At 74.9% G+C, this 23,267-nt stretch carries 19 protein-coding genes and 1 tRNA gene; 7 read left to right on the forward strand and 13 right to left on the reverse strand.

All coding sequences use genetic code 11. The features are described 5' to 3' along the window. Positions 1 to 100: 100 nt before the first annotated feature. The 8 genes from AB0O21_RS10455 to AB0O21_RS10490 are packed head-to-tail and all read right to left on the reverse strand — an operon-like array spanning position 101 to position 10,940. Positions 101 to 1,432: a protein kinase gene (locus AB0O21_RS10455; RefSeq protein WP_365168752.1), complete on the reverse strand. Its 1,332-nt coding sequence runs from the start codon at positions 1,430 to 1,432 to the stop codon at positions 101 to 103. After that, positions 1,429 to 2,346, reverse strand: coding sequence for a protein phosphatase 2C domain-containing protein (locus AB0O21_RS10460; protein ID WP_365168755.1), 918 nt, complete (start codon positions 2,344 to 2,346; stop codon positions 1,429 to 1,431). Before AB0O21_RS10460 ends, AB0O21_RS10455 begins: the two co-directional genes overlap by 4 nt. Before the next feature lie 8 nt (positions 2,347 to 2,354). Then, positions 2,355 to 3,017 carry a tellurium resistance protein gene (locus AB0O21_RS10465; RefSeq protein ID WP_365168873.1) on the reverse strand — a complete coding sequence of 221 codons (663 nt, stop codon included), beginning with the start codon at positions 3,015 to 3,017 and terminating at the stop codon, positions 2,355 to 2,357. A gap of 36 nt (positions 3,018 to 3,053) precedes the next feature. Next, the gene (locus AB0O21_RS10470) at positions 3,054 to 3,182 is read right to left on the reverse strand and encodes a hypothetical protein (protein WP_365168758.1); all 129 of its coding nucleotides are present in this window, start codon (positions 3,180 to 3,182) and stop codon (positions 3,054 to 3,056) included. Positions 3,183 to 3,195: 13 nt separating this feature from the next. Next, the gene (locus tag AB0O21_RS10475) at positions 3,196 to 4,779 is read right to left on the reverse strand and encodes a hypothetical protein (protein ID WP_365168761.1); all 1,584 of its coding nucleotides are present in this window, start codon (positions 4,777 to 4,779) and stop codon (positions 3,196 to 3,198) included. After that, positions 4,776 to 7,433 (reverse strand): GTPase-associated protein 1-related protein, encoded by a 2,658-nt coding sequence (locus tag AB0O21_RS10480; RefSeq protein ID WP_365168763.1) that lies wholly within the window; start codon positions 7,431 to 7,433, stop codon positions 4,776 to 4,778. The genes AB0O21_RS10475 and AB0O21_RS10480 overlap by 4 nt, the downstream gene beginning before the upstream one ends. Further along, positions 7,430 to 8,716 (reverse strand): hypothetical protein, encoded by a 1,287-nt coding sequence (locus AB0O21_RS10485; protein WP_365168766.1) that lies wholly within the window; start codon positions 8,714 to 8,716, stop codon positions 7,430 to 7,432. Before AB0O21_RS10485 ends, AB0O21_RS10480 begins: the two co-directional genes overlap by 4 nt. A gap of 1 nt (position 8,717) precedes the next feature. Continuing rightward, positions 8,718 to 10,940 (reverse strand): hypothetical protein, encoded by a 2,223-nt coding sequence (locus AB0O21_RS10490; RefSeq protein ID WP_365168768.1) that lies wholly within the window; start codon positions 10,938 to 10,940, stop codon positions 8,718 to 8,720. 183 nt (positions 10,941 to 11,123) lie between these two features. Between AB0O21_RS10490 and AB0O21_RS10495 the strand changes: the two genes are divergently transcribed. Next, positions 11,124 to 13,187: a phosphocholine-specific phospholipase C gene (locus tag AB0O21_RS10495; protein WP_365168771.1), complete on the forward strand. Its 2,064-nt coding sequence runs from the start codon at positions 11,124 to 11,126 to the stop codon at positions 13,185 to 13,187. Here AB0O21_RS10495 and AB0O21_RS10500 read toward each other — a convergent pair. Further along, positions 13,174 to 13,884 carry a hypothetical protein gene (locus tag AB0O21_RS10500; RefSeq protein WP_365168773.1) on the reverse strand — a complete coding sequence of 237 codons (711 nt, stop codon included), beginning with the start codon at positions 13,882 to 13,884 and terminating at the stop codon, positions 13,174 to 13,176. The genes AB0O21_RS10495 and AB0O21_RS10500 overlap by 14 nt on opposite strands. A gap of 72 nt (positions 13,885 to 13,956) precedes the next feature. Between AB0O21_RS10500 and AB0O21_RS10505 the strand changes: the two genes are divergently transcribed. Further along, positions 13,957 to 14,712 carry an alpha/beta hydrolase gene (locus tag AB0O21_RS10505; protein ID WP_365168776.1) on the forward strand — a complete coding sequence of 252 codons (756 nt, stop codon included), beginning with the start codon at positions 13,957 to 13,959 and terminating at the stop codon, positions 14,710 to 14,712. Positions 14,713 to 14,762: 50 nt separating this feature from the next. Here the strand turns inward: AB0O21_RS10505 and AB0O21_RS10510 are convergent. Both AB0O21_RS10510 and AB0O21_RS10515 read right to left on the reverse strand, forming a co-directional pair. After that, positions 14,763 to 14,835, reverse strand: a tRNA-His gene (locus AB0O21_RS10510). A 74-nt stretch (positions 14,836 to 14,909) separates the two neighbouring features. Further along, entirely contained in the window at positions 14,910 to 15,659 is a 750-nt protein-coding gene (locus AB0O21_RS10515) for a hypothetical protein (RefSeq protein WP_365168779.1), read from the reverse strand. A gap of 297 nt (positions 15,660 to 15,956) precedes the next feature. On the opposite strand from AB0O21_RS10515, the gene AB0O21_RS10520 reads away from it, so the two are divergent. From AB0O21_RS10520 to AB0O21_RS10530, 3 genes are all read left to right on the forward strand, one after another. Then, the gene (locus AB0O21_RS10520; RefSeq protein WP_365168782.1) at positions 15,957 to 16,802 is read left to right on the forward strand and encodes a LysR family transcriptional regulator; all 846 of its coding nucleotides are present in this window, start codon (positions 15,957 to 15,959) and stop codon (positions 16,800 to 16,802) included. Further along, a complete protein-coding gene (locus AB0O21_RS10525; protein WP_365168785.1) occupies positions 16,799 to 17,938 on the forward strand; it encodes an aminopeptidase P family protein in 1,140 nt (379 codons plus the stop codon). The genes AB0O21_RS10520 and AB0O21_RS10525 overlap by 4 nt, the downstream gene beginning before the upstream one ends. 164 nt (positions 17,939 to 18,102) lie before the next feature. Continuing rightward, entirely contained in the window at positions 18,103 to 18,369 is a 267-nt protein-coding gene (locus tag AB0O21_RS10530; RefSeq protein ID WP_365168788.1) for a hypothetical protein, read from the forward strand. 88 nt (positions 18,370 to 18,457) lie between these two features. Here the strand turns inward: AB0O21_RS10530 and AB0O21_RS10535 are convergent, their stop codons facing one another. Then, entirely contained in the window at positions 18,458 to 20,122 is a 1,665-nt protein-coding gene (locus AB0O21_RS10535; RefSeq protein WP_365168791.1) for a serine/threonine-protein kinase, read from the reverse strand. 119 nt (positions 20,123 to 20,241) lie between these two features. Beyond that, the gene (treZ, locus tag AB0O21_RS10540) at positions 20,242 to 21,990 is read right to left on the reverse strand and encodes a malto-oligosyltrehalose trehalohydrolase (RefSeq protein WP_365168793.1); all 1,749 of its coding nucleotides are present in this window, start codon (positions 21,988 to 21,990) and stop codon (positions 20,242 to 20,244) included. 111 nt (positions 21,991 to 22,101) lie between these two features. Between treZ and AB0O21_RS10545 the strand changes: the two genes are divergently transcribed. Both AB0O21_RS10545 and AB0O21_RS10550 read left to right on the forward strand, forming a co-directional pair. Continuing rightward, positions 22,102 to 22,665 (forward strand): DUF1707 and FHA domain-containing protein, encoded by a 564-nt coding sequence (locus AB0O21_RS10545; protein ID WP_365168796.1) that lies wholly within the window; start codon positions 22,102 to 22,104, stop codon positions 22,663 to 22,665. 100 nt (positions 22,666 to 22,765) lie between these two features. Beyond that, on the forward strand, positions 22,766 to 23,248 hold the full coding sequence (locus AB0O21_RS10550) for a GNAT family N-acetyltransferase (RefSeq protein WP_365168799.1): 483 nt from the start codon (positions 22,766 to 22,768) through the stop codon (positions 23,246 to 23,248). The last annotated feature ends 19 nt before the right edge of the window (positions 23,249 to 23,267 follow it).

Below are 23,267 nucleotides of genomic sequence, written 5' to 3' on the forward strand. Positions count from 1 at the left end.
TCGCCCGCGCCCGGGCCTGAGTACGCATGCTCAGTTCGCCGCACGCTCCCGCACGGGCCGACTGAGTACATGGGGTGAGCCGCCGCCCGGCCCTCGCGGCTCACTTCGGCCGTACGACGGCCCGCGCCCCGCCGAAGTCCAGCTCCAGCCCCGAACGCAGCGGCACCGTCTGCCCCGGGGCGATCTCCTGCGTGGTGCCGTCCGCCCGGGTGCCCGTCCAGGGCGTCCCGGACCGGTTGGCGAGCCCGAACTTGCCCGGCCGCTGCGGATGCTCCGTCAGCTGCGCCACCAGCGTGGCGTCGCCGTAGTCGTGCCGGGCCGGCTCCGCGGCCAGGTGGTGCGCCTGCACCCGCGAGCTGCGGTGCAGCAGGATGTGGTGCTCGGTGCGCGGCGGGGGAGTGGTCAGCACCAGCCGGGGCGGCAGCACCAGGGTGCTGCCGCAGGCCCAGCAGGTGCCCGGGACGGCGGACAGCGGCTCGGTCATGTTCTGCTTGCCGCAGTGGGCGCAGTCCACCACCGCGTCGAGCACCGCACGCAGGGTGTCGCGCCACTGCGATTCGCGCACCCGGGCCGCCGGATCGTGCAGCCCCGTCGTGAAGTTCTTGACGAACAGGTCGCGCAGGGAAGGCGGCGCCACCGCCCACGTGGCCAGCACCGTCGCGTGCTCGCCGGGATCGGGCGCGTTGGAGCGGTCCACCGGGTCGAAGACGAACAGCGGCTGCTTCCCGTACAGCTTGCGCTCGGCCGCCTCGTCCAGGCAGCGGATCGCCAACTCCAGCCTGCCCTTCAGCGGGTGGTGGTTCATCAGCAGCATGAACAGCAGCACCGACAGCGAATGCAGATCGCTCTGGGTGCCGGGGGAGACCCCCGGATCCCCGCGCACCAGCTCGGGCGCCATGAACTCCATGGTCCCCGAGATGCCCGTGCTGTCGCCCTCCACCACCGCGTTGTCGTTGTCGCAGACCAGCACCTCCCCGGTGGCCGGGTCGAAGAAGATGTTGCCCCAGGAGATGTCCCGGTAGGCGATCCCGCGCGAGTGCAGCGCCTGGTACGCCTCGACGGTGTAGAGGCAGGCGGCGAGCAGGGCCCGGGGGGTCGTCCGCAACTGGCGGCGAAACAGGGCGGGAAGGCCCTTGAACCGGTCCGGCCGGATGTCCATCAGATAGCCGAAACCGCCGCGCGCGTCCGCCACGAAGTCCCGCGGCCACAGGAAGCGGTCGTCGTCGAAGTCCCGGTCCACCAGCTGGCGGACGATGTCCTCCTGCTCCGGTGTCGCGCACGTCGGGTAGTACCACTTCAGCGCCCGCTCCCCGGCCGGGGTCCGGACCCGGTACACCTCCCCCTGGCCGCCGGCGCCGAGCATGTCGCACACCTCCACGCTCGTACCGCTGTCGGCCGTCAGCCGGGTGCCGCTGTCGAGCATGCCGCTCATTCTTCGCTCCTGTACGGGTCTCTCAGGTCTTCCATGTCCACCGGGGCCGCCGGCCCTTCCGCTTCCGCCGGTTCGTCCCCCGTGTGCCACGCCGCCACCAGCGTGGTGTCGTCCCCCGAGTGCTGCGAGGCCTTGGCCAGCCACTCCGGCAGGGCCGCCCGCACGCACTCCGTCCCCTCCGCCGCCAGCCGCTCGTCCAGCCCGGCCATGAACTGCCGGAACCCCTCGTCGGAGGCGAAGCTCTTGGACAGCCCGTCCGTGGACAGCGCGACCAGACTGGGCGCACGCGACGGCGCGGTCACCGGCGCCCAGTGGGTCCGCACCCGCAGCCACGCCTTCGGGGTGCACAGCGACTCCGTCTCGTCACCGAGATCGGCCTCCTTCGGCGCGAGCGGTACGCTCACCCGCCCGCCCTCGCCCACCACCGTCAGCTCCCCGTCGCCGAGCTGCCAGGCCGCGAAGACCCGGGGCGTCAGCACGGCGCCGACGAACGTGCTCCCGTACAGCAGCAGCTTCTCGTCGTCGCGGACCTGCGGGTCGCCGGGCTCGCTGCTGCGCTCCCAGTTCCCCAGCACCTTCTCCCGCCAGGTGCTGACCAGCTGGCGCGGGAAGGCGTACTCGGCGTACCGCATCAGCCAGGCCAGGCTCGGCGGACGCCCCTCGCCCCGGGGGTGGGCGAGCGAGGCGAACCGCCGGGCCTCCTGGACGAAGAGGCTCACGGCGAGCCAGGAACCCACATGGCTGCGGGCGTGCACCGCCGAGCCGTGGCCGTCGGCCACCGCCATGATCAGCGGGGCGCAGGCCGTGCCCAGCCCCTCCACCTCGAAGTGGTCCTGGTTGCGCGTCTTGTTGACGCCCTGGACGCTGCCGTGCAGCGATTCCCAGGGCCTCGTTGCGGATCCGTCGGTCGGCAAGGGCCCGCTCACCACACGTCGTCATCGTCGTCGTCGAGCACGGGCGGAGCGTACGGGGGCTGCTTGACGATCGTGTCCCCGTTCCCCGCCATCGGCTGGGAAGCGGCCTTGACGGCTGCCGTCGAGGCCCAGCGGATCGCCGCGGCCAGCTGCTTGGGGCTGTTCGCGTCCAGCGGCTGGAGCTCGGGGTTGCCCAGGAACTCCTGGAGCACCGTACGGTCCGCGTCCGCGCCGATCGCGATGGCCACCCGGACCGCCTTGCGCCCCCACGGCGTCGCGTCGACGGCCCGCAGACCCGCCTTCCAGTCGTCCGTCGGCACCCCGTCGGAGACCAGCGCCAGCACCGGCTTCAGGGCCCGCTGCGGCATCGGCGGCGTGTCCAGCTCGCGCGAGACGAGGTGGAGCGCGTCGCCCAGGTTCGTCATGCCGTCCACCTGCACGTCCTGCCAGGTGAACTGCTCCACGGGCACCGGGTCCTGGTGGTGCCAGCGGGCCGTCGTGGAGAACGTCATCGTACGCAGCAGCAGTTGGGCCGCCGGATTGTCCTGCGCGACCGAGCGCATGGCCGGAACGGCCTCTCTGATCGCGTAGTTGAGCTGGCCGATCTTCTCGCCCTGCATCGAGTACGAGCAGTCGAGCAGCCAGATGAAGTGGACGGGCCTGTTCGCCATCGGCCCGCCTGGGATGTCACTCACCGCATGTCTCCTTCAACTCCCGGTCCATTGCGGCACGAACCGCACCAGCGCCGCCACCACGGCGGCCGCCGTCACCACGACCGCCACCACGAACAGCGCCAGCATCAGCCGGCGGCCGCGCGCGATCTGCGGCGTGATCATGAGATGCCCGGCATCATGGGGTCTTGCTCCTCTCCGGCACGAACCGGCCGACGGGCAGCCCGGTCCGCGCCAGCAGCCACAGCACCGGCTCCGCCGCCCGCAGCTGCTCCGAGTCCAGGGCGCCCGCCCCGGTCGCGGCGCGGGCGCTCACCGCCCAGTACCGGGCCGCCGCGAAATCGTGGCCGAGGCTGCGCACCAGGTCGTCGAGGCCGATGCCGCTCAGCCAGTCGTCGACCGGTTCCGCGGGCCGCGGCAGGGAGGTCATCCGATCGAGGGTGTCCCGCTTGGTCACCACCGTGGCCACCGCGAGGCGTCGACGGCGGCCGCTGAGCCCTTGCAGCTCCCCGGCGAACACCGCGTACGTCTCCACGGGCCCGAGGTCGGCGGGCCGCGCGGCCGCAGCCAGCTCGGGATCGCCCGCCCGCAGCGAGCGGCGTACGACGGGCGAGGCGAGCACGTCGGCGACGAACAGGACCCCGTCGGCGTGCGCGAGGTAGCCCTGCAGACGGGTGTTGCCCGCGTCGCGCAGGGACTCGCCCATCGGGTCGTACAGGTAGAGCAGCCGGCGCCGGCGGCCCCGGCCGACCAGCAGCATCAGCGCGCGCGGCTGGCCGCCCTGGGTCTTCAGCGTCCACCCCGAGTCCTTCAGCTGCGCACCCAGCGCGTTGGCCTCGCGCAGGTCCTCCGGGGAGGCGAACTCGACGGTCAGCGAGGACTGGTGCGACAGGGACCGCAGCCCGTCCAGCACGGCGGCCATCAGCATCGTCTTGCCCGCGGAGGTGCCGCCGACCAGCGGCAGGTGCACCACCCGCGTCGTGCCGACGGCCGGGGGCAGCGTCCGGTCGCAGTGCGGGCAGTGGGCGGTGAGCCGCCGCCGCCCGGTCAGCGCGGTGGTCGGCAGCCACCGGCCGCAGCGGCACACGTGCCGCCAGGCACCGAAGCGGCCGGGCCGCAGTTCGCGGTGGGCCGCACCGCAGCCCGGGCACACGTGCACGGCCAGCGCGAACGGCAGGTAGCAGCGCGGGTAGGGGCACTTCATGCGCACGCCCCGGGACAGCTTCCACAGCCGCTCCGCGCCCCGCCCGGCGGCGACGGCCGCAAGGGCCGCGAGGGCCACCAGGACGAGCTGCGCGGCGAAGACCACCGCCGCGCACAGCAGCAGCGCCGAGGCGAGCAGCGCCGACAGCAGGGCGGCCAGGGCCGTACCGGGTGCGAGCACGCGGCACAGCAGCCGGGCGAGGCCGTTGTCGGAGCGGGCGCCGGTCCGGCCGCCGCGGCCCCGCAGCAGCCGCTCCCGCACCACCCGGCCGAGCCAGTGCCGGACCAGCAGGTACCGGACGGTGCGGGAGGCGAACAGCACGGCGTACCCGGAGTCCTGCCACATCTGGGAGGCCCAGTACGCCCGCCTGGCCGGCTCGCCGCCCATGAACGGGACGACCCGCTGATCGGCGGCCCCGGCCGTCCGCGGCCCGAAGGCCCGCCAGGCGGCCACCAGGGCCAGCCCCAGGAACCGCCACAGCCCGTGGAAGAGGCACACGCCGACGGCGACGGCCCCGGTCCCGTACACGACGACCCGGACGACGCTCTCGGGGTTCACCCATCGCCTCCCCGGTGTGCGGGGCCCTCGGGTCCCTGTCCGGGGGCACCGGGTCCTCCGCCGCGGGTGCCGGGTCCTTCGACCGGTCGGCCGGGGGCGCCGGTGGAGTGCGCGCCGCCGGGTCGGCGGGAACCGGTGGCGTCCCCGCCGGAGCCCCCCGGGCTGTCGGTGGCGCCCGTACGCGAGGGGCCGCCCGCCCCGGCGGAGCCGGCCTCGGTGCCGCGCCCGGCGGACCGGCGCTTGAACCGGTCCCGCAGGCGCCCCATCGCGCTCGGGCGCTGCCAGGCGCGGAAGTCCTCCGCCCGGCGGCCGCCCAGCCGGGCAAGGGCCTCCTCCACCGACGCGAGCCCGTCCGGCGACAGCCCCCGCACGACCGGCCGCAGCACCCCGTCGAGCAGGTCGGCGCGGGCCTCCTGCCAGACCGGGCCGGCCTGCGGCTGCGAGGACCACACCGTGAAGCAGTCCGCGACGAACCCCGGCTCCAGCCGCAGCCGGGCCGTCACCTCGGCCTCCCGCGCGGCCAGCCGGTACGCCGCCAGCAGCTCCGCGTCGTCGCTCTCGACCAGCGCCCGCAGCTCGTTCTCCGGCCGGTCCTCGGCCAGCAGCAGCCGCGCGGACAGCGCCGCGTAGGCCTGTGCCCGCGCCCCCGGCTCCGGGTCAGCCGACCCCAGGTCCAGCGCCTGCCGGACCCAGCCCGGGCCCGCCGTGCCCGCCCGCAGGTTCCGGGCCAGCTCCAGGATCAGCAGCGAGGGCCGCAGCGCGGCGGGCAGTTCCTCCTGGAAGCGGGTGAGGATCTCCGGCGCCAGCTCCGCCGCCTCCAGGTCCCCGGCCGGGGCCAGGGCCGCCGCGCGCGCGAGCAACTCCCAGGTCCCGGCCTCCCGGTGGACCTTCGCCCCCGTCGCCCCGAGCACCAGCGCGGCCTCGGCCGCGGCGGGCGCCGCCCCGTCCCACACCAGCCGCATCGCGGTCCGCAGCACCAGCGGCTCCGCGTACAGCGACACCCCGGCCTCGGCGAGCAGCGCGTGCAGCGCCGCCACCCGGTCCGCACCGGCCGCCCCGGCCGCACCGGCCGATCCCGCCGCCGAGGCGCACATCCGCAGGTGCGGGAGCGCGTCGGCGGCCGCCGGCCGCAGCCCGGTCCGGGCGAACAGCTGCCGTGCCGCGGCCGGATCACCCGCCGCGAGGGAGTCCAGCCGGTTCAGTACGAGGGCCCGCAGCGCCGGCAGCTCCGCGAGGGCGGCCCGCACCCCCTCGCCGTACGCCCGCTCCGGATCGGCGAGCAGCGCCTGCGCCAGCTGCCGGGCCACTCCGGGCAGCAGGTCCGCCGTGTCAGCCCCCAGCACCGAGGCGACCCGCAACAGCCCCGCCCGGTCGCCCGGTCCGGTCTCCACGGCACCGAGCCCCGCCCGCAGCCGCGGCTCCAGCTCCGCCGCGAGGCGGGCCCGGGCGGGCCCGCCCAGCACCCCGGCCGAGGGCAGCGCCGCGGGCACGGCGGCGGCGCGCACCGCCTCGGCGAGGGTCAGCTCGGCCAGCGGCTCGCACACGGCTTGCGGGGCCCAGCCGTCCAGGGCCGCCAGCAGCCGCCCGCACGCGGCGACCTCGGCCGCGTCCGTGTCCGTGTCCCCACGGGACTGCCCGGGGCGGCCCAGCGCCAGGGCCAGCGCGTGCAGCCGCGCCCCGTCCAGGGCGTCCCGGTGCCGGGCCGCCCAGTCCGCGGCGGCGATCCGGCCGGGGGCGGCCAGCGGGACGTCCGCGGCCAGGGCGAGCGCGGCCAGCGGGCCCGCGTCGTACGGGTCGGCGCCGAGCCGCCGGACCTCCGCGAACAGCTCCTGCCGCCGCGCCTGCCAGATCCGGGCGGCGGTGTCGGCCCAGGCGTCGGGGGCCCCGGGACCGGGGGCGGCCGCGCGCGTGACGTCGTACACCCGGTAGCGGTGCTCCTGCCCGGCGAGGCCCGGGCCGTCCTCGGGGACCACGCCGATGATCTGCTGCCGGGCCAGCTGGGGGCGCCGGGTGTAGGTGGTGAAGGTGAGCCACTGGCCCCGCTGGTGCGGCAGCACGCTGCACGCCAGCATGATCCAGCGGGCCACGGCCTCGCTGCCCGCCTCCACGAGCACGACCTGCGGGGCGGCCGGGTCCTCCCCGAGCCGGCGCACATCGGCGAAGAACCCCGCGAGCCACGGCCCCCGGGCGGCCACGAACTCGGCCAGCCCGGCCGCGTCGTGCGGGCCCGGCACGGGAACCGCCGCCAGCGGGGGCGCCCCGTCCGGCGGGGTGGCGGCGGCCCACTGGGGGGAGCCCCAGGAGGTGATCGGCAGCGCCCCGACGGCTGGCCCGGCACCGGCCGGCTGCGGCAGGTGCACCGCGTGGGCGTGGAAGTTGCCCCAGCGGCCGCTGTAGTCGGCGCCCGTGTACACCGAGCGGGCCAGCAGCCGGCTCCCGTCGGCCAGCACGCTCAGGCTCAACGCCTGCGGGAAGCCGGCGAGCTGTTCCGGGTCCGGGCGCGACGGCGCCTCCCGGGGCGGCTCGTAGCCGATCAGCTGCTCCGCCTCGCGCAGCAGACCGGCCGGAACCCCGGGGGTGACGGCCGTGAACCGGAACCCGGAGCCGTCGGGGCCGGGCGGCGCCGAGGTGTAGTGCAGTTGCGCGAGGTTCACGCCTCCCCCTCCGTCCCGCTACGACCGCCCGCGCGCCCGGTGCCCGAGGCCTGCGGCAGCAGCCCGCCGAGGCCCAGCAGCCACAGCAGCGGATCCTCCACGCGCAGCGGCTGCGGACCCGACTTCGGGGCGTCGGCCGGCGCGTGCGCGGGCGGCGGCGAGCCGAGCGCGGAGAGCCCGAACAGCGACAGCTGCGCGAAGTCCCGCTCCAGCTGCCGCAGCAGGGCGCCCGAGTCCCAGCCGTCCAGCAGCGACCGCATCTCCTCGTGCACCGCGAGCCGGTCCTCCTCGTCCACCGCCCCGGCTGAATGGTCGGCGTTGCGCAGCAGCGGCGAGTGCGGGTCCACCAGCGGGGAGAGGGAGTCCGTCTTGGTCACGGCGACCGCCACCGGGGTGGTGACCCGCCCCCGGGAGGAGCCCCGGCCGCGGGCCCGCAGCTGCGCCGCGAGGTCGCCCGCGATCTGCTGCGGCGGGGTCTCCACGACGGGCAGCGGCAGCTCGGAGTCGTCCGGCAGCCGGTCGCGCACCGCCCGCATCTGCAAGGGGTCCACGAGCAGGATGATCCCGTCGGCGGCGGCCAGGTAGGTCGTGTAGCGGTCCATGGCCTCGGCGCTGCCGAGGTCCTCGCCCGCCGCGTCGAAGAACACGAGCGCGGTGTGCCGGCTGCCGTCCCCGCGCAGCCGGCGGCGCAGCGGCAGGCTCAGCCGGTACAGCAGCGGGTCGTTGAAGCCGAGCGCGGCCGGCCTGGTGGCCCCCGGCAGCCGCAGCCGGTCGTACAGGTCCTCGGCCATCTCCCGGTCCCGGCGCTGCGTCTCGCCGCCCATCGGGGTCAGCGAGGCTCCGTAGGCCCGGCCCACCCTGCCGCGCAACTCGTTGACCAGTACGGAGACGTACGTGCTCTTGCCCGAGCCCTTCGGGCCGAGCAGGGCGATGATCCGGGTGTCCTGGTCGCAGTAGTCGCTCGGGAAGTCGCTGTGGCACCGCCGGCACACCCGCACGGGGGTGGAGACCCCGCAGTCCGGGCAGTCCGCCCGCGATCCCCCTGCGGCGCGCGGCAGCTGGCGCGGGATCCGCCCGCCGAGTCCGCGCGGGGCGGCGAACACGGGGCCGCGCATCTTGAGCCCGGGAGGCACCGCCGGGCCGATGAACTCGGCCCACACCGTGTCGAGTTCGGCGGCACACGGCGTGCCGCCACGGACCCCGGTGGGGGACATCTGGCAGCGGTAGGGCAGCTTGGCGGCCGGGGACCGGTCGAAGCAGTAGGGGCAGACGACGGAGGTCATGTCAGCGGACCACCAGGGAGTGGATCGGGGGCTCTTCGAGCCGGACGGAGGCGGCACGGCCGCCGAGGAGGAAGCCGCGGACGGCGTACGGGCGGCCGGGTGCGGTGGCGGGGTCGAGTTCGCGTTCCAGGGTGCCGGCGGAGGCGAGTTCGTCGCCGGTCAGCCGGCACAGGGTGGTGCCGCCCGTGGGGCCGGGCGGGCGCTGGGGGTTGCGGCCGCCGTCGCCGCGGGCGACCAGGACGAAGCCGGGGAGCCCCTCGACGGCCCCGGTGGCCCGGACGGTCACCCGCAGGACGGCGGGCCCGCGGCGCAGGCCGCGCCGGGCGCCCGGCAGCAGTTCGTAGGCGATGGCCACATCGGCGGGCAGCTCCGCGCACGCGTCGTCGGCCGCGGCGGCGAGCACGGAGCGGGCGCTGCGGGGCGCGGCGTGGACCTCGACGCGTAGGGCGCCGGACGTGACCGGCAGCCGCAGTCCTTCGCGCAGGAACACGCTGCGGGCCACGGCGTGTTCGGTGACCCGGGCGTCCTGGGTGACGGCGGCGGTGACGGTGCCTGCGCTGCCGGGCCAGTCGAAGGTGAGCTGCACCTGTCCGGGCGAGGTCCGCCGCACGGCGAGCCCGGTCACGGGGAGCGGCGCCTCGACCAGCACCCCGGGGCCGGCCACGGCCCGCTCCCCGAGCAAGGCCACGGCCGTCACGGTGACCTGGGTCCCGTGGGGCGGCTGCCCGCCGGGTTCGCCCGGGTCGATCCAGGCCAGGGGCGGCGGTACGTCGGCGGTCCGCAGTTCCGTGCCCGGGGCCGGGGGCTCGGTCGGCCATGCCACCAGCCGCACCTCGGCGCCGTCCGCGCCCGTCACGCGGAAGCGCAGGCCGCCCGACTCGCGCGGGGACGCCGTCAGGGTGCGGACGGGCGCCGGCCAGGAGTGGACGGTGGCCGGGGCCGTTACGGGCGCTGACAGGAGCGCGCGGCCGGAGCGCCCCGGCGGGGTGTAGCGGGCCCGGACCGTCAGCTCGTACGCGCCGGGCTCCAGGCCGTCGAAGCACAGGCCCGGCCCCGTGGCGTCCACCGCGCGGCGGCCCCCCGGCCCGGTCAGCGTCACCTCGGCACCGTCCGCGCCCGCCGGGGCGGTCCAGGAGGCCTCGAGCCGGCCGTTGCCGTCGGCGACGCCCAGCCGCGTCACCGCCGGGGCGACGGCCACCGGGGCGCCGATCAGCGGCGGCCCGTCCACCGCGCCGTCGGCCCCGAGCGGCAGGGCGACGTGCCGGACCCGTACCCCGATGCCGGTGTCCCGGTCCAGCAGGACGCCGCCGCTCGGCCGCGCCGCCACCTCGGCGAGCGGTAAGCCCGCCGGATCGCCCTGCGTGAGCCGGACCACCCGCCAGCGCCGCCCCTCGAACTCGCCCGGAGGCCACCGCAGTTCGACCCCGTCGGGTACGAGTACGGAGTGCAGCGGGCCGGGATCGCCCGGCTCCGGCCGGTGGGTGCGGACCAGCCCGCGCACCGCGCGCGGGCAGTCTCCCGCCAGCCGGAGGGCCTCCTCGTACGGGACCGACGCCCGGTCCGGAGCGCCCCGCTCCTCCAGGCGGCGGGCCTCGTCGAGCGCCGCGTCGGCCGCCGCGGCCCGGGCGGTCAGCCCGGCGAGCCGGGCCGCCAGCGCCCGGTCCCCGCCGCCCGGCGGCAGCAGCGCGGCCTTCCGCTGGGCCGCCCGCACCCGCCGGCCCAGCCAGTCGTCTTCCAGGCCCTCCGCGGCCTCCCGCTGCACCGGCTCCAGCCGGGCCCGCGCCGCGGCGGCGTGGACCAGCGCGGCGGTCTCCGCCGGGTCCACCCCCAAGCCGGCCGCGGTGGCGGGCAGATGGCCCCCGGGGTGGGCGTGCAGCAGGTGGACGAGCTGGTAGAGCAGGATCCGCCGCAGCGCGGCCGGGTCGTGCTCCTGGATGCCGGCCAGCCGGTCCAGCAGCCAGGCCGCCTCGGGCCGGTCCACGCGCAGCGCCCGCAGCACGGCGGCGTTCACATGGGCCCGCCGCCCGGGCCGCTCGACGCGGAAGACCCCGTCGAGCACGCGTAAGCGGCCGCTCGCGGGGGTCAGGAGTTCGCCCAAGTGGCGCAAGCCGAGGGTCTGTTGCGCGGAGACCAGTTCCCCGTACCCTCCCACGAGCGGCGAGAGCGGCAGACCGGAGAGCGCGCGGGACGGCCCGAGGGCATGCCCGAAGTCGGTCCCGGCCATCCGTTCTGCGCCCCCCGTGCCGTGTGTGGGAGGTCATTCCAGCAGATCCGCGGGTCGTTCGGGAGAGCTTTCGTTCTCCAGGTGTACCGCGCGCCGTCACGAAGTGATCTCCGTCCGGTACCCCGGGGCCGCTGTCCTTGGGGCGCCCCCAGACACCCCCCCACCCGCAGAGGATGTCACTCCATGACCGAATTCAATCGCCGCAGGTTCCTGCAGATAGCCGGTGGCACCGCCGCCGTCGCGATGCTGAACGAGAGCATCGCGCGCGCGGCCGCCATCTCGGCGCAGGGCACGACGGGCACGATCCAGGACATCGAGCACATCGTCGTCCTCATGCAGGAGAACCGGTCGTTCGACCACTACTTCGGCACGATGAAGGGGGTCCGGGGCTTCGGTGACCCGCGTCCCGTCCTCCAGGACAACGGCAAGTCGGTCTTCCACCAGTCCAACGGGACGAAGGACATCCTGCCCTTCCACCCGGAGGTCGAGAACCTCGGGATGCAGTTCCTGACGGGCCTGAACCACGACTGGGCCGGCGGCCAGCAGGCCTACAACAAGGGCAAGTACGACAAGTGGGTTCCGGCCAAGACGGCCACGACGATGTCGTACATGAAGCGGGACGACATCCCGTTCCACTACGCGCTCGCCGACGCGTTCACCGTCTGCGACGCCTACCACTGCTCCTTCATCGGCGCCACGGACCCCAACCGCTACTACATGTGGACGGGTTACACGGGCAACGACGGCGTGGGCGGCGGCCCGGTCATGGGCAACCAGGAGGCCGGCTACGGCTGGAAGACCTACCCGGAGCGCCTGGAGTCGGCCGGAGTCTCCTGGAAGGTCTACCAGGACATCGGCGACGGCCTGAACGCCGCCGGTTCGTGGGGCTGGATCAACGACGCCTTCCGCGGCAACTACGGCGACAACTCGCTGCTGTACTTCAACACCTACCGCAACGCCCAGCCCGGCAGCGCCCTGTACGAGAAGGCCCGTACGGGCACCAACGTCAAGGCGGGCGACGGATACTTCGACCGGCTGCGCGCGGACGTGGTGAACGGCACCCTCCCGCAGGTCTCCTGGATCGCCGCCCCGGAGGCGTTCAGCGAGCACTCCAACTGGCCGACGAACTTCGGCGCCTGGTACATCTCGCAGGTGCTGGACGCGCTGACCGCGAACCCCGCCGTGTGGGCGAAGACGGCCCTGTTCATCACCTACGACGAGAACGACGGCTTCTTCGACCACGTCGTCCCGCCGTACCCGCCGGCGTCCTCCGCCTGGGGCCTGTCCACGGCGAGCGTCACCGGCGACCTGTACACCGGGGGCGTCTCCGGCTACTCGGCCGGCCCGTACGGCCTGGGCCCGCGCGTCCCGATGATCGTGGTCTCCCCGTGGAGCAAGGGCGGCTACGTCTGCTCCGAGACCTTCGACCACACCTCGGTGATCCGCTTCATGGAGAAGCGCTTCGGCGTGCAGGAGCCCAACATCCAGCCGTGGCGCCGCGCCGTCTGCGGTGACCTGACCTCCGCCTTCGACTTCACCCGGGCGGACGCCGCGCCGGCCGCCCTCCCGTCGACGGCCGGCTACATCCCGCCGGACAAGAACCGCCACCCGTCCTACACCCCGCCGGTGCCGGCCACCGGCGTCCTGCCCAAGCAGGAGGCGGGCTCCAAGCCGACCCGCGCGCTGGGCTACAGCCCGTACGTGGACGGCCGCGCCACCACCTCCACCGGCAAGTTCACCCTGACCTTCGCCTCGGGTCCCAAGCTCGGCGCCCACTTCCACAGCACCTCGGGCAACCGCACGGACGGCCCCTGGCCGTACACCGTCGAGGCGGGCAAGACCCTCTCCGACACCTGGTCCACGAGCAGCTCCACCGGCAACCAGATCAACCTCACGGTCTGGGGCCCGAACGGCTTCCTGCGCACCTGGAAGGGCCCGGCGAAGAAGGCCGGCCCCGAGGTCACGGCCCGCCACGACGACGCCGCCGGCAACCTGAAGCTGACCCTGACCAACTCGGGCTCGGCGGCGGTCAACCTCACCGTGACCAACTCCTACGGCGGCGCCACCCAGACCCTGCGGGTCGCGGCGGGCGGTACGGCCACCTACACGGCGGACCTGAGCGCGACGGGCCGCTGGTACGACGTCAAGGTGGTCTCCGACGCGGACACGACCTTCCTGCGCCGCTTCGCCGGCCACGTGGAGACGGGCGCCCCGGGCATCTCGGACCCGGCGATCAGCACCGTCTGACCCGGTCCTCCGCAGCACGCAGCAGCCGCCGCTCCAGGACCGGGAGGTCCTTGGGGCGGTGGCCGCGCGCGTGCCGCAGCAGCAGGTCGCGGGCGGTGTCGGGGACCCGGCGGCGCTTGGGGTGGCGGGTGGTGAAGTCCTCGCTCGCGAAGAACCGTACGGCGCCCTCCAGCCCCGCCCGGTCCGTCTTCCGCACCGCCCAGGCCAGGTCCTCCGTCGGCACCCCGGCCAGCAGCAGCCACGGCCCGCGTTCGGCGAGCAGCCACGCCGCGTCGCGCGGCTCCTCCCGTACGGCGCCCAGCCAGCTGAACACCACGGCCGGCGGCACCCCGCGCGGCAGGTCCGGCTCCTCCTCGCCCCCGGCCAGCGCCGCGGCGTACTCCCGCAACGCCTCGGGCGCCGCCGCGACCCACCGGGCGCGGTGGCGGGCGGGTATCCCCTCGGGGGACACCGGGTCGATCAGGCGCAGGAGCTCGGGGGTGGCGGGTCCCGGGTCCCACCCCTCGTGGCACATGCACTCGAAGGCGCCGCCTCCGGCGAAATCGGTGTGCCGTTCGGGCGGCCGCACGGCCAGGACCTCGGCGATCTCCGCCGGGTCGCTGATCCGGTAGCTCCGGGGATGGTGCGGATGGCGCGTCCCGTGGCTCGGCGCGAAGTCCCCCATGCGCAGCGGTTCGATGCCAGGTGTCGGATTCACGGTGTGATGGTAGGCCCGCTGGGCAGAAGGTACGGCGTCGGCTCCTCCACCCCCGTCACCGAGGGAGAACGCATGGCCATCGCCCACCGCAGGATCGGCACCGGCCCCGTCCGCGTCGTCGTGCTGCACGACTGGTTCGGCACCTCCGCCAACTGGGGCTCCGTACTGGACTACCTGGACCCGGAGGAGTTCTCGTACGCCTTCCTCGACTACCGCGGCTACGGCGACCGCCGGGACGTCCCCGGCCGCCACACCCTCCCCGAGATCGCCGACGACGTCCTCGAACTGGCCGACGAGCTCGGCTGGGACACCTTCTCCCTGCTCGGCCACTCCATGGGCGGCAAGGCGGTCCAGCAGGTCCTGGTGCGCGCCCCCGAGCGGGTGGAGAAGCTGATCGGGCTCACGCCCGTGCCGGCCGCCCCGTACGAGATGGACGACGCGACCCACGCCCTCTTCTACGGCGCCGCCGAGGACCCGGCCAAGCGCCGGGCCATCCTCGACCTGGTCACCGGCAACCGCGCGAGCCGCCACTGGCTCGACCGCATGGTCGAGCACTCCCTGAGCGTCTCCCGCCCCGAGGCCTTCGCCGGGTACCTCGCGAGCTGGCAGCCGCTGGACCTGTCCGCCGCGGTGAAGGGGAACACCGTCCCGGTGCTGGTCCTGGTCGGGGAGTACGACCTCGCGCTGACCGCGGACGTGATGCGGGCCACGTGGCAGGCCTGGTACCCGAACTGCCGCATCGTCACGGTCCCCGGCTCCGGCCACTACCCGCCGCACGAGACCCCCGTGGCCTTCGCCACCGAGGTGGAAGCCTTCCTCCGCGCCTAGAACGAAAAAGCCCGTGGGGCACGAGGAAACCTCGTACCCCACGGGATCAGGGTGAGTGACGGGACTTGAACCCGCGGCCACCTGGACCACAACCAGGTGCTCTACCAACTGAGCTACACCCACCACGAAGGGCGGCGGACCACCCGTTCGATGTGCATGCACAGCATAGCCGATCAGCGGGGTGGTCCTGCGACAGGTTATTCCGCCACGGCGGCGGCCCCGGCGGCGGCGGTGGCGTGGGTCACAGCGGCCACGGCGAGGGCCCGGACGATCGGGTGCGGCACCGACCCGTCCCCCCGGAGCTCCGGCTGGAACAGCGTGGCCAGGAAGAAGGGGTGCCCGGACAGCTCCGCGATGCGCACCTGCCCGTCCTCGTCGCGGCCCGACAGGCGCAGCCCGTGCGCGGCGAGGGCCGGCAGGTGCCGGGGCTCGGGGCCGTAATTGCAGTGGTAGCGCTCCATCGACCGCTCCGCGCCGAGCGCGGACTCGGCGAGCGAGCCGGGCTCGGCCCGTACGAGTCCCTCGTGCCCGACGAGCGAGCAGGCGAGCGGGGTGATCAGCGGGTCCGCCGCGCCGGGGTCGTTCTCGGCGTGCGCGGCGCCGGTCAGGCCGCACACCGTGCGGGCGTACTCCAGCAGGGTGTGCTGGAAGCCGCCGCAGGTTCCGAGGAAGGGGATGCCCTCCTCCCGGGCCACCCGGATCGCCTCCAGCACCCCGGCCTCGCTGGCGTACGGGCTGCCGGGCAGCACCCACACGGCGTCGAAGCGGCCCAGCGTCCCGGCGGCGGCCTCGGCCCCGGCGTCGCCGGTCGGGATCCAGTAGGCGTCGAGCACCAGGCCGTCGCGAGCGGCGAGGGCGTCGAGGAGCAGCGGGATGCGGGTGTGGGACTTCACGTGCGGGGAGCGGTCGCCGACGAGGGCGATCCGCGCGGTGTGTGCGGTGGTCATGCGGATCATCTTGCGGCGGGAGGCCACTTCACCGCCAACGATGGTTCCTGCACAGTCGATAAGCACTGCTGATGCCCCCAGGGCGGGTCCGGGCGGAGCCCGGGGAACCGGGGGCACCTCCCAGCGGTAGCTGGGGGAGGAAGGGCGGGTAGGGGACGGCTCCGCGCAGCGGCACGCCGGCCCGCCGCCCCGAGGGGGCCCAGTTCGGAGCCCTGCGGGGGCGCCCCGCCGCACACCCGACCCCGGGGGCGGGCGGGTTCGGCGGGCTGCCCGCAGGGCGCGCGGCATGCTGGGGCCATGGATCCGCACCTGCTCCGTACCTTCGTCGCCGTCGTCCGGCTGGGCTCGTTCTCCGCCGCCGCCCGGGAGCTGGGCTACACCCAGTCGGCAGTCTCCCAGCACATCGCCGGCCTGGAGGCCGACCTGCGGACCGAGCTGCTGACGCGGCGGCCCGTGGCGCCGACCGCGGCGGGGACGCGGCTGCTGGAGCACGCCGGACCGCTGCTGCTGCGGCTCGACGCCGCGCGCGCCGACGTGCTCCGGCTGGCCGCAGCCCCGCCCGGGCGGGTCACCCTCGCCGCGTCCCCCCTCTCCGTGGGGCCCCGGCTGCTGGCGGCCCTGCCCGCCACCGGGGTCACCCTCAGAATCCTGCCCCCGGCCGAGGTGCCCGCCGCCGTCGCCACCGGCGGCTGCGACCTCGGCCTGGTCGACGGGCCGGCCGCGCCGAGCGATCCGCTGCGGCTGCCCGACGTGGCCCCGCTCACGGTGACGGGGGTCGGGGAGGAGGAGGTCGCGGTGCTGCTGCCCGCCGGACACCCCTTCGCGCGGCGGGCCTCCCTCCGGCTGGACGACCTCGTCGACGCGCGCTGGCTCGACGCCCCCGCCCTGTGCGCCCCGCCGCTCACCGCCGCCCGCTCGGCCCTGCGCTACGACGGCACCGACCTCCACGGCCTGTGCGCCCTCGCCGCGGCCGGGCACGGCCTCGTCCTGCTGCCCCGCCGCGTTGCCGAGACTGCCGCCGGGGTCGCCGTACCGCTGTCCGCGCCGCGCCTGGTGCACCGTACGGAGCTCCTCTCGCCGGGCACCCCGACCGGCGCGGCCGCTGCCCTCGCCGCGCGGCTGACGGCAGGATCGCCCGTATGACACGTGACGCCGCAACCGAAGGCCCGGCCCCCTTCACGGCCGACGACTACTCCGCCCGCATGGCCGCCGCCGCGCAGACCGCCGCCGACGCGGGGCTCGCCGGGCTGCTCATCGCCCCCGGGCCCGACCTCGCCCACCTCACCGGCTACCGCCCGACCGCCGAGACGGAGCGGCTGACCCTGCTCGTGCTGGCCGCCGGACAGGACCCGGTGCTCGTCGTCCCCGCGCTGGAGGCCCCCGACGCCGCCAAGGCCGCCGGGGCCCCCGCGCTGACCCTGCGGGACTGGACCGACGGGAAGAACCCGTACGCCGTGACCGCCGCGCTGCTGGACGTCGCCGGCCGCTTCGGGGTCAGCGACAACACCTGGGCCCTGCACCTCCTCCGCCTCCAGCGGGAGTTGCCCGCCACCTCCTACGTGCCGCTCACCGACTCCCTGCCCATGCTCCGCGCGGTCAAGGACGACCGGGAACTGGAGCGCCTCGCCGCGGCGGGGCAGGCCGCCGACGCGGCCTACGAGCAGATCCTCCACGTGCCCTTCGCGGGCCGCCGGGAGACCGACGTCGCCGAGGACCTGGCCGCCCTGCTGCGCGTGCACGGCCATTCCCAGGTCGACTTCACGGTCGTCGGCTCCGGCCCCAACGGCGCCAACCCGCACCACGAGGCCGGCGAACGGGTCATCCGGCACGGCGACATGATCGTCCTCGACTTCGGCGGCCTCCGGTACGGCTACGGCTCCGACATCTCCCGCACCGTGCACGTGGGCGAGCCGACCGCCGAGGAGCAGCGCGTCCACGACATCGTCCGCGAGGCCCAGCGGGCCGGGGTGGCGGCGGTCCGCCCGGGGGCCACCTGCCAGGACGTGGACCGGGCGGCCCGCGCGGTGATCACCGAGTTCGGCTACGGGGACCGCTTCATCCACCGCACCGGCCACGGCATCGGCGTCACCACGCACGAACCCCCGTACATGGTCGAAGGAGAGGAGCAGCCGCTCGTCCCCGGCATGTGCTTCTCCGTGGAGCCGGGCATCTACCTGCCCGGCCGGTTCGGCGTCCGCATCGAGGACATCGTGACCGTCACCGAGGACGGTTCGCGGAGCTTCAACAACGCCCCGCGCGAGCTGGCCGTCGTGGAGTGACCAGGGGGTGTCTTGTCGATCGGGCCTGATCGGCAAGACACCCCGCGCATGGGAACCACGCCGGGTGCCGTTCGCGTCACCGGACGCGTCTGCCCGGCCCGGCCACCCGGGGGCCGATGGCCGCGGTGGTGCGATGGGTTGGCGGAAACAGGGGAGGATCGCTGGTGAGTGACGCGAATCGGGACATCTGTGTCGTCTGGATCAAGGACGGCGACGACTGGTCCGCAACGTTCGTCATCGACGGTAGGCGGTACGCGGATCCCGATGCCGTGGATGCGTTGGCGATGGAGGCGTTCGACGAGCTGCAGCGGCGCCGCGTACCGGCGGAGTTCGAGACGCGAGAAGCCAGCCCGACGGAGCCGCCGATGCGGCTGCCGTCGTGGGAGGAGTACCGCCGGCAACTCGCGCTCGAGGACTCGGGGACCGACTGAAGACCCGGTCCGGATCACCGCGGCCGGGACGGGGTTGATCACCGGCTGGTGGAAGGTCCGGCGGAAGGTGGACGCCGAGTGGCGAGCTTTACGACGGAGGTTCCCAGAGGGTCAGTTCCGCCTTGTAGTCGGGTGTCGCGAGGCGATCGTCGTTGAGGTCGTCCTGGCGAGTGACAACCTCGGTGATCTTCAGCATCGCCAGATAACCGCCGGACGTCCGAAGACACAGAAGGTCGCCTCGGACGAGGGCGGCGGAGTCGCCGTACATCTTGTCGACCGTGATCTCCTTCGGCAGTTGGTTCTTGTTCATTCCGTCCGCGCACTGCTCCGGCGTGGTTCCGGCGCTCTTGCCCCACGTGCCTTCGCCGGTGAAGGCGAACGTGCTCCTGGACAGGGAGAGTTCGTTGTCGTCGTACTTCGACCGGGGGTATCCCTTGTCGAGGTCGACGAAGTCGAGGAAGCTCTCGCGCGTGAGCGAGATCGCCTTGCTCTGCTCGGCGGCCCGGTACCCCTTCTCGCCGCCGTCGCGGTCGAGCGTCCAGACGACGGCGCCCGCGATCAGGGCCATCGCGACGACGGCGCCGCCGATGAGCACCGCCTTCCGGTCGCCCCCTGTCCCCGAGGCCGGCGGGACGTGCGGGGCGTGCGCGGGAGGCTGGGTGGGCGGGGCGGCTGCCTGGGTCGGGGCGTACGCGCTCTGGTGGGCCCGGCTGTCAGGGCCGGGCGCCGCCTGGGTCGGAACGTACGCGGCCTGGTACGCCTGCTGCTGCGGCTTGGCCAGGGGAACGGGCCCCGGCCGGTCCTGTGCGAGGTTCCGCGCCCGCGACCGTGGCGGCCGCAGAGCCTCCTGCTCGCGTCGGGCGATCTCCGCGGTGAGCTGGGGCGGCAGCCAGCCGGTGAAGTCGGAGAGCTGCCGTCCGGACACCTGCCGGCACCAGTCGGCGAGGGCGGTGGGGGTGGGCCGGGCGGCCGGGTCCGCGGCCAGGCATGCCTGGAGCAGGGGGCGAAGCTGGTCCGGGTAGCCGCTCAGGTCCGGGGGCTGCGCCTGCGTGTTGGCGATCTGGGCGGCGATGGAGAGGCCCGAGCCGTCGCCGTAGGGGTGGCGACCCGTCGCCACGACGGCCGCGATCAGTCCGAGGGCGAAGACGTCGGTGGCCGGGGTGACCCTTCTCCCCAGTGCGTGTTCGGGCGACATGTACTGGGGAGTGCCGATGAAGCCGCCGGTCTGGGTGAGCTGCGTGGTGTCGGTGGCGCGGGCGATGCCGAAGTCGATGACCCAGGGGCCCTGGGAGCCGAGCAGGATGTTGCTGGGCTTGAGATCGCGGTGGATGACCGATGCGGCATGCACCGACACCAGGGCCCGGGCGGTGCAGCCGACGAGCTGGAGGGAGGCGGGAAGGGGCAACGGGCCGAAGGCGGCGAGCGCGTCGTCGAGGGCGAGCCCGGGGACGTAGGAGGTGGCGATCCAGGGCTGGTCGCCGTTCATGTTGTGGTCCAGCACCGGCACGATGTGGTAGCCGGACACCCGGCGGGCGGCCTGGACCTCCGCTTCGAAGCGGGCGCGGAAGGCCGCGTCCTGGGCGAACTCGCGGCGGATCAGCTTCAGCGCGACCGGCTGCTCGCCCCGGGTACGCGTGAGATAGACCGAGCCCATGCCGCCCTCGCCGATCCTGGCGAGGAGTTCGTAGCCGGAGACCTCGGACGGATCATCAGGCCCCAGTGGCTTCAGGACGGGCTGATCGGCATGACGCATTGGTCCCCCTCGGTCGCGCGGCGGTCGTCTGGTGCTATCGATGGCATGCTCATGCCGTTCGGGGCGGCGGCGGTCCGTGGGAATCACGGCGGCGACGGGCGGGATCGCCCGGACAGCGTCTACGGGCCCAGCACGACCGCCGATTCCCCCGGTACGTGGATCCGCCCGTCCGGGCCCGGGTGTTCGGCCGGCTCCCAGGCGGCCAGCACCCGCACCCCGTTGCGGCCGAGCGCGATCGTCACCGGTTCCGGGGACAGGTTCACCGCGACCCGGACGTCGCCGCGCCGGAAGGTGAGCCAGCGCCGCTCCTCGTCGTGCGCGACCCGGACCGCCGCCAGGTCCGGGTCGCGCAGGTCCGGGTGGGTGCGGCGGAGCGCGACGAGGGTGCGGTACCAGTCCAGCAGGCGGGCGTGCGGGGGCTGTCCGGGCTCCGACCAGTCCAGGCAGGAGCGCTCCCGGGTGGCCGGGTCCTGCGGGTCCGGGATCTCCTCGGCCTTCCAGCCGTGCGCCGCGAACTCCCGGCGCCGCCCGGCCCGTACCGCCTCGGCGAGCTCCGGGTCCGGGTGGTCCGTGAAGTACTGCCAGGGCGTCCCGGCCCCCCACTCCTCGCCCATGAACAGCATCGGCACGAACGGCCCGGTCAGCGCCACGGTCGCCGCGCACGCCAGCAGCCCGGGGGAGAGCGAGGCGGAGAGCCGGTCGCCGAGCGCCCGGTTGCCGATCTGGTCGTGGGTCTGCGTGTAGCCGAGGAAGCGGTGGGCCGGGGTCCGGCGCCAGTCCACCGGGCGGCCGTGGGTGCGCCCCCGGAAGGAGGACCAGGTCCCGTCGTGGAAGAACGCCCGGGTCATGGTCTTCGCGAGGGCGGCGAGCGGGGCCGCGGCGAAGTCGGCGTAGTACGCCTGGGATTCACCGGTCAGCGCACAGTGCAGGGCGTGGTGGAAGTCGTCGTTCCACTGGGCGTGCAGACCCAGGCCCCCGCCGGCGCGCGGGGTGACGGTCCGCGGGTCGCACCGGTCGGACTCGGCGATCAGGAACAGCGGCCGACCGGATTCGGCCGCCAACTCGTCGACCGCCGCGCCCAGTTCCTCCAGGAAGGTCAGCGCCCGGTCGTCGGCCAGCGCGTGCACCGCGTCCAGCCGCAGCCCGTCGATCCCGTAGTCGCGCAGCCAGGCCAGCGCACTGCCCAGGAGGTACGCGCGCACCTCGTCGGAGCCGGGCGCGTCCAGGTTCACCGCCGCGCCCCACGGGGTGTGGTGGGTGTCGGTGAAGTACGGGCCGAAGGCGGGGAGGTGGTTGCCGGAGGGGCCGAGGTGGTTGTGGACCACGTCCAGCACCACGCCCAGCCCGGCCGCGTGCGCGGCCTCCGTGAACCGGGCCAGCCCGGCGGGGCCCCCGTACGGCTCGTGCACCGACCAGGGGGCGACCCCGTCGTACCCCCAGCCGTGCCGGCCTGGGAAGGAGCACACCGGCATCAGCTCCACGTGCGTGACGCCGAGGGCGGTGAGGTGCCCGAGGCGGGCGGCGGCCGCGTCGAAGGTGCCCTCGGGGGTGAAGGTGCCGATGTGGAGCTCGTACAGGACGGCGTCCTGGAGCCGGGTGCGGGGCGGCGGGGTCCGCAGCGGGGCGAGCGCCTCGAAGTCGACCACCGCGGACAGCCCGTCGGGGCCGTCCGGCAGCCGCCGGCCGCGGGGGTCCGGCCGCGGGGTGGTGGCGCCGTCCAGCAGGAACCCGTAGCGGCTCCCGTCCCCGGCCGGCGCCTCCACCGTCCACCAGCCGTCGCGGACCGGATCGCGCGCCATGTCGTACGTCGCGTCGTCGAGTCGCAAGGCGACATGACCTGTCAGCGGTGCCCACACCTCGAACTGCACGGACGGGTCCCCTCGTCTCCGGCGGTGTCCAGCATGCGTATCGTGCCCATCATTCCGGGCGCGGCGGGGGAGTTCTGGACACTCCGCCCCCGACGGGCCGACAATCACCCTGTGACGTCGAGTTTTGAGTTCCCCGCCTACCCCGTGCCACGGCTCTCGGATGCCGAGCGCGACCGGGCGTTGGGCCAGCTCCGGGAGGGCGCGGCCTCCGGGAAGCTGTCCCACGACACGTTCCTGCGCCGGATGGAACTCGCCCTGGTCGCACGCCGCTCCGAAGACCTCGCCGTCCTCACGGCGGACCTCCAGGCCCGGCCGGTTTCCGAAGGCCCGTGGACCGGTCGGCTGTTCGGCTGGGTCGGCCGGGTCTCCGCGGTGAGCGTCGGCATCCGGCGCGCCTGGACGGCCGAGAAGCTGCCCAAGCTGCTGCTCCCGCACCCGAGCGCGATGCCCCTGCGGATCGGCCGCGACCCGGGCAACGGGCTGCGGCTCAGCCACGAGACGGTGTCCCGGGTCCATGCGGAGCTCAGGATGCAGGGCGGGGTGTGGGTGCTGAAGGACCTGGGCTCCACCAACGGGACCACGGTCAACGGGCAGCGGGTGACGGGCTCCGCCGTGGTCCGCGACGGGGACCAGGTCAGCTTCGGGCACATGAGCTTCCGGCTCTCGGCGGGGTAGGCGCGCGGACCCGCCGGCGTACGGACCCGCCGGCGTACGGACGCACCGGCGTACGGACCCGCCGGCGCGCGGCAGTGCGGCACCGCGCAGGATGGCGTCCATGGAACCGGAACCCACCCCTGTCATCCGGCGGGCCCTCGTCGGGGACCTGCCGCGCCTGGTCGAACTCATCCATGAGCACGTGGCCTACGAGAAGTCCGCGCCGCGCCCGCCGGGACTCGCCGAACGGCTCGGCCCGCGGATCTTCGCCGAGGGCGCCCGGCTGTGGGTGCTGCTGGCGGAGAACCCGGACGGCGAGGTCGCCGGATACGCCGCCTGCTCGGAGGAGTTCGCCTTCTGGGACGGCCGGCCCTACCTCCACATGGACTGCCTCTACCTCGCGGAGGAGGCCCGCGGCCACGGCCTGGGGGCCGCGCTGATGGACGCGGTGGCGGACCTGGCCCGCGAGCTCGGCCTCGACCACGTCGAATGGCAGACTCCCGACTGGAACGAGGGCGCGATCCGCTTCTACGACCGGCTCGGCGCCACCGGGCGGCCCAAGCGGCGGTACGCCCTGCCCGTGGACCGGCCCCCGCGGGCCTGAGCCGGGCCCAGCCGGGCCC

Origin of the sequence: Streptomyces sp. NPDC091371 (assembly GCF_040684275.1) — a bacterium.
Taxonomy (GTDB): Bacteria; Actinomycetota; Actinomycetes; order Streptomycetales; family Streptomycetaceae; genus Streptomyces.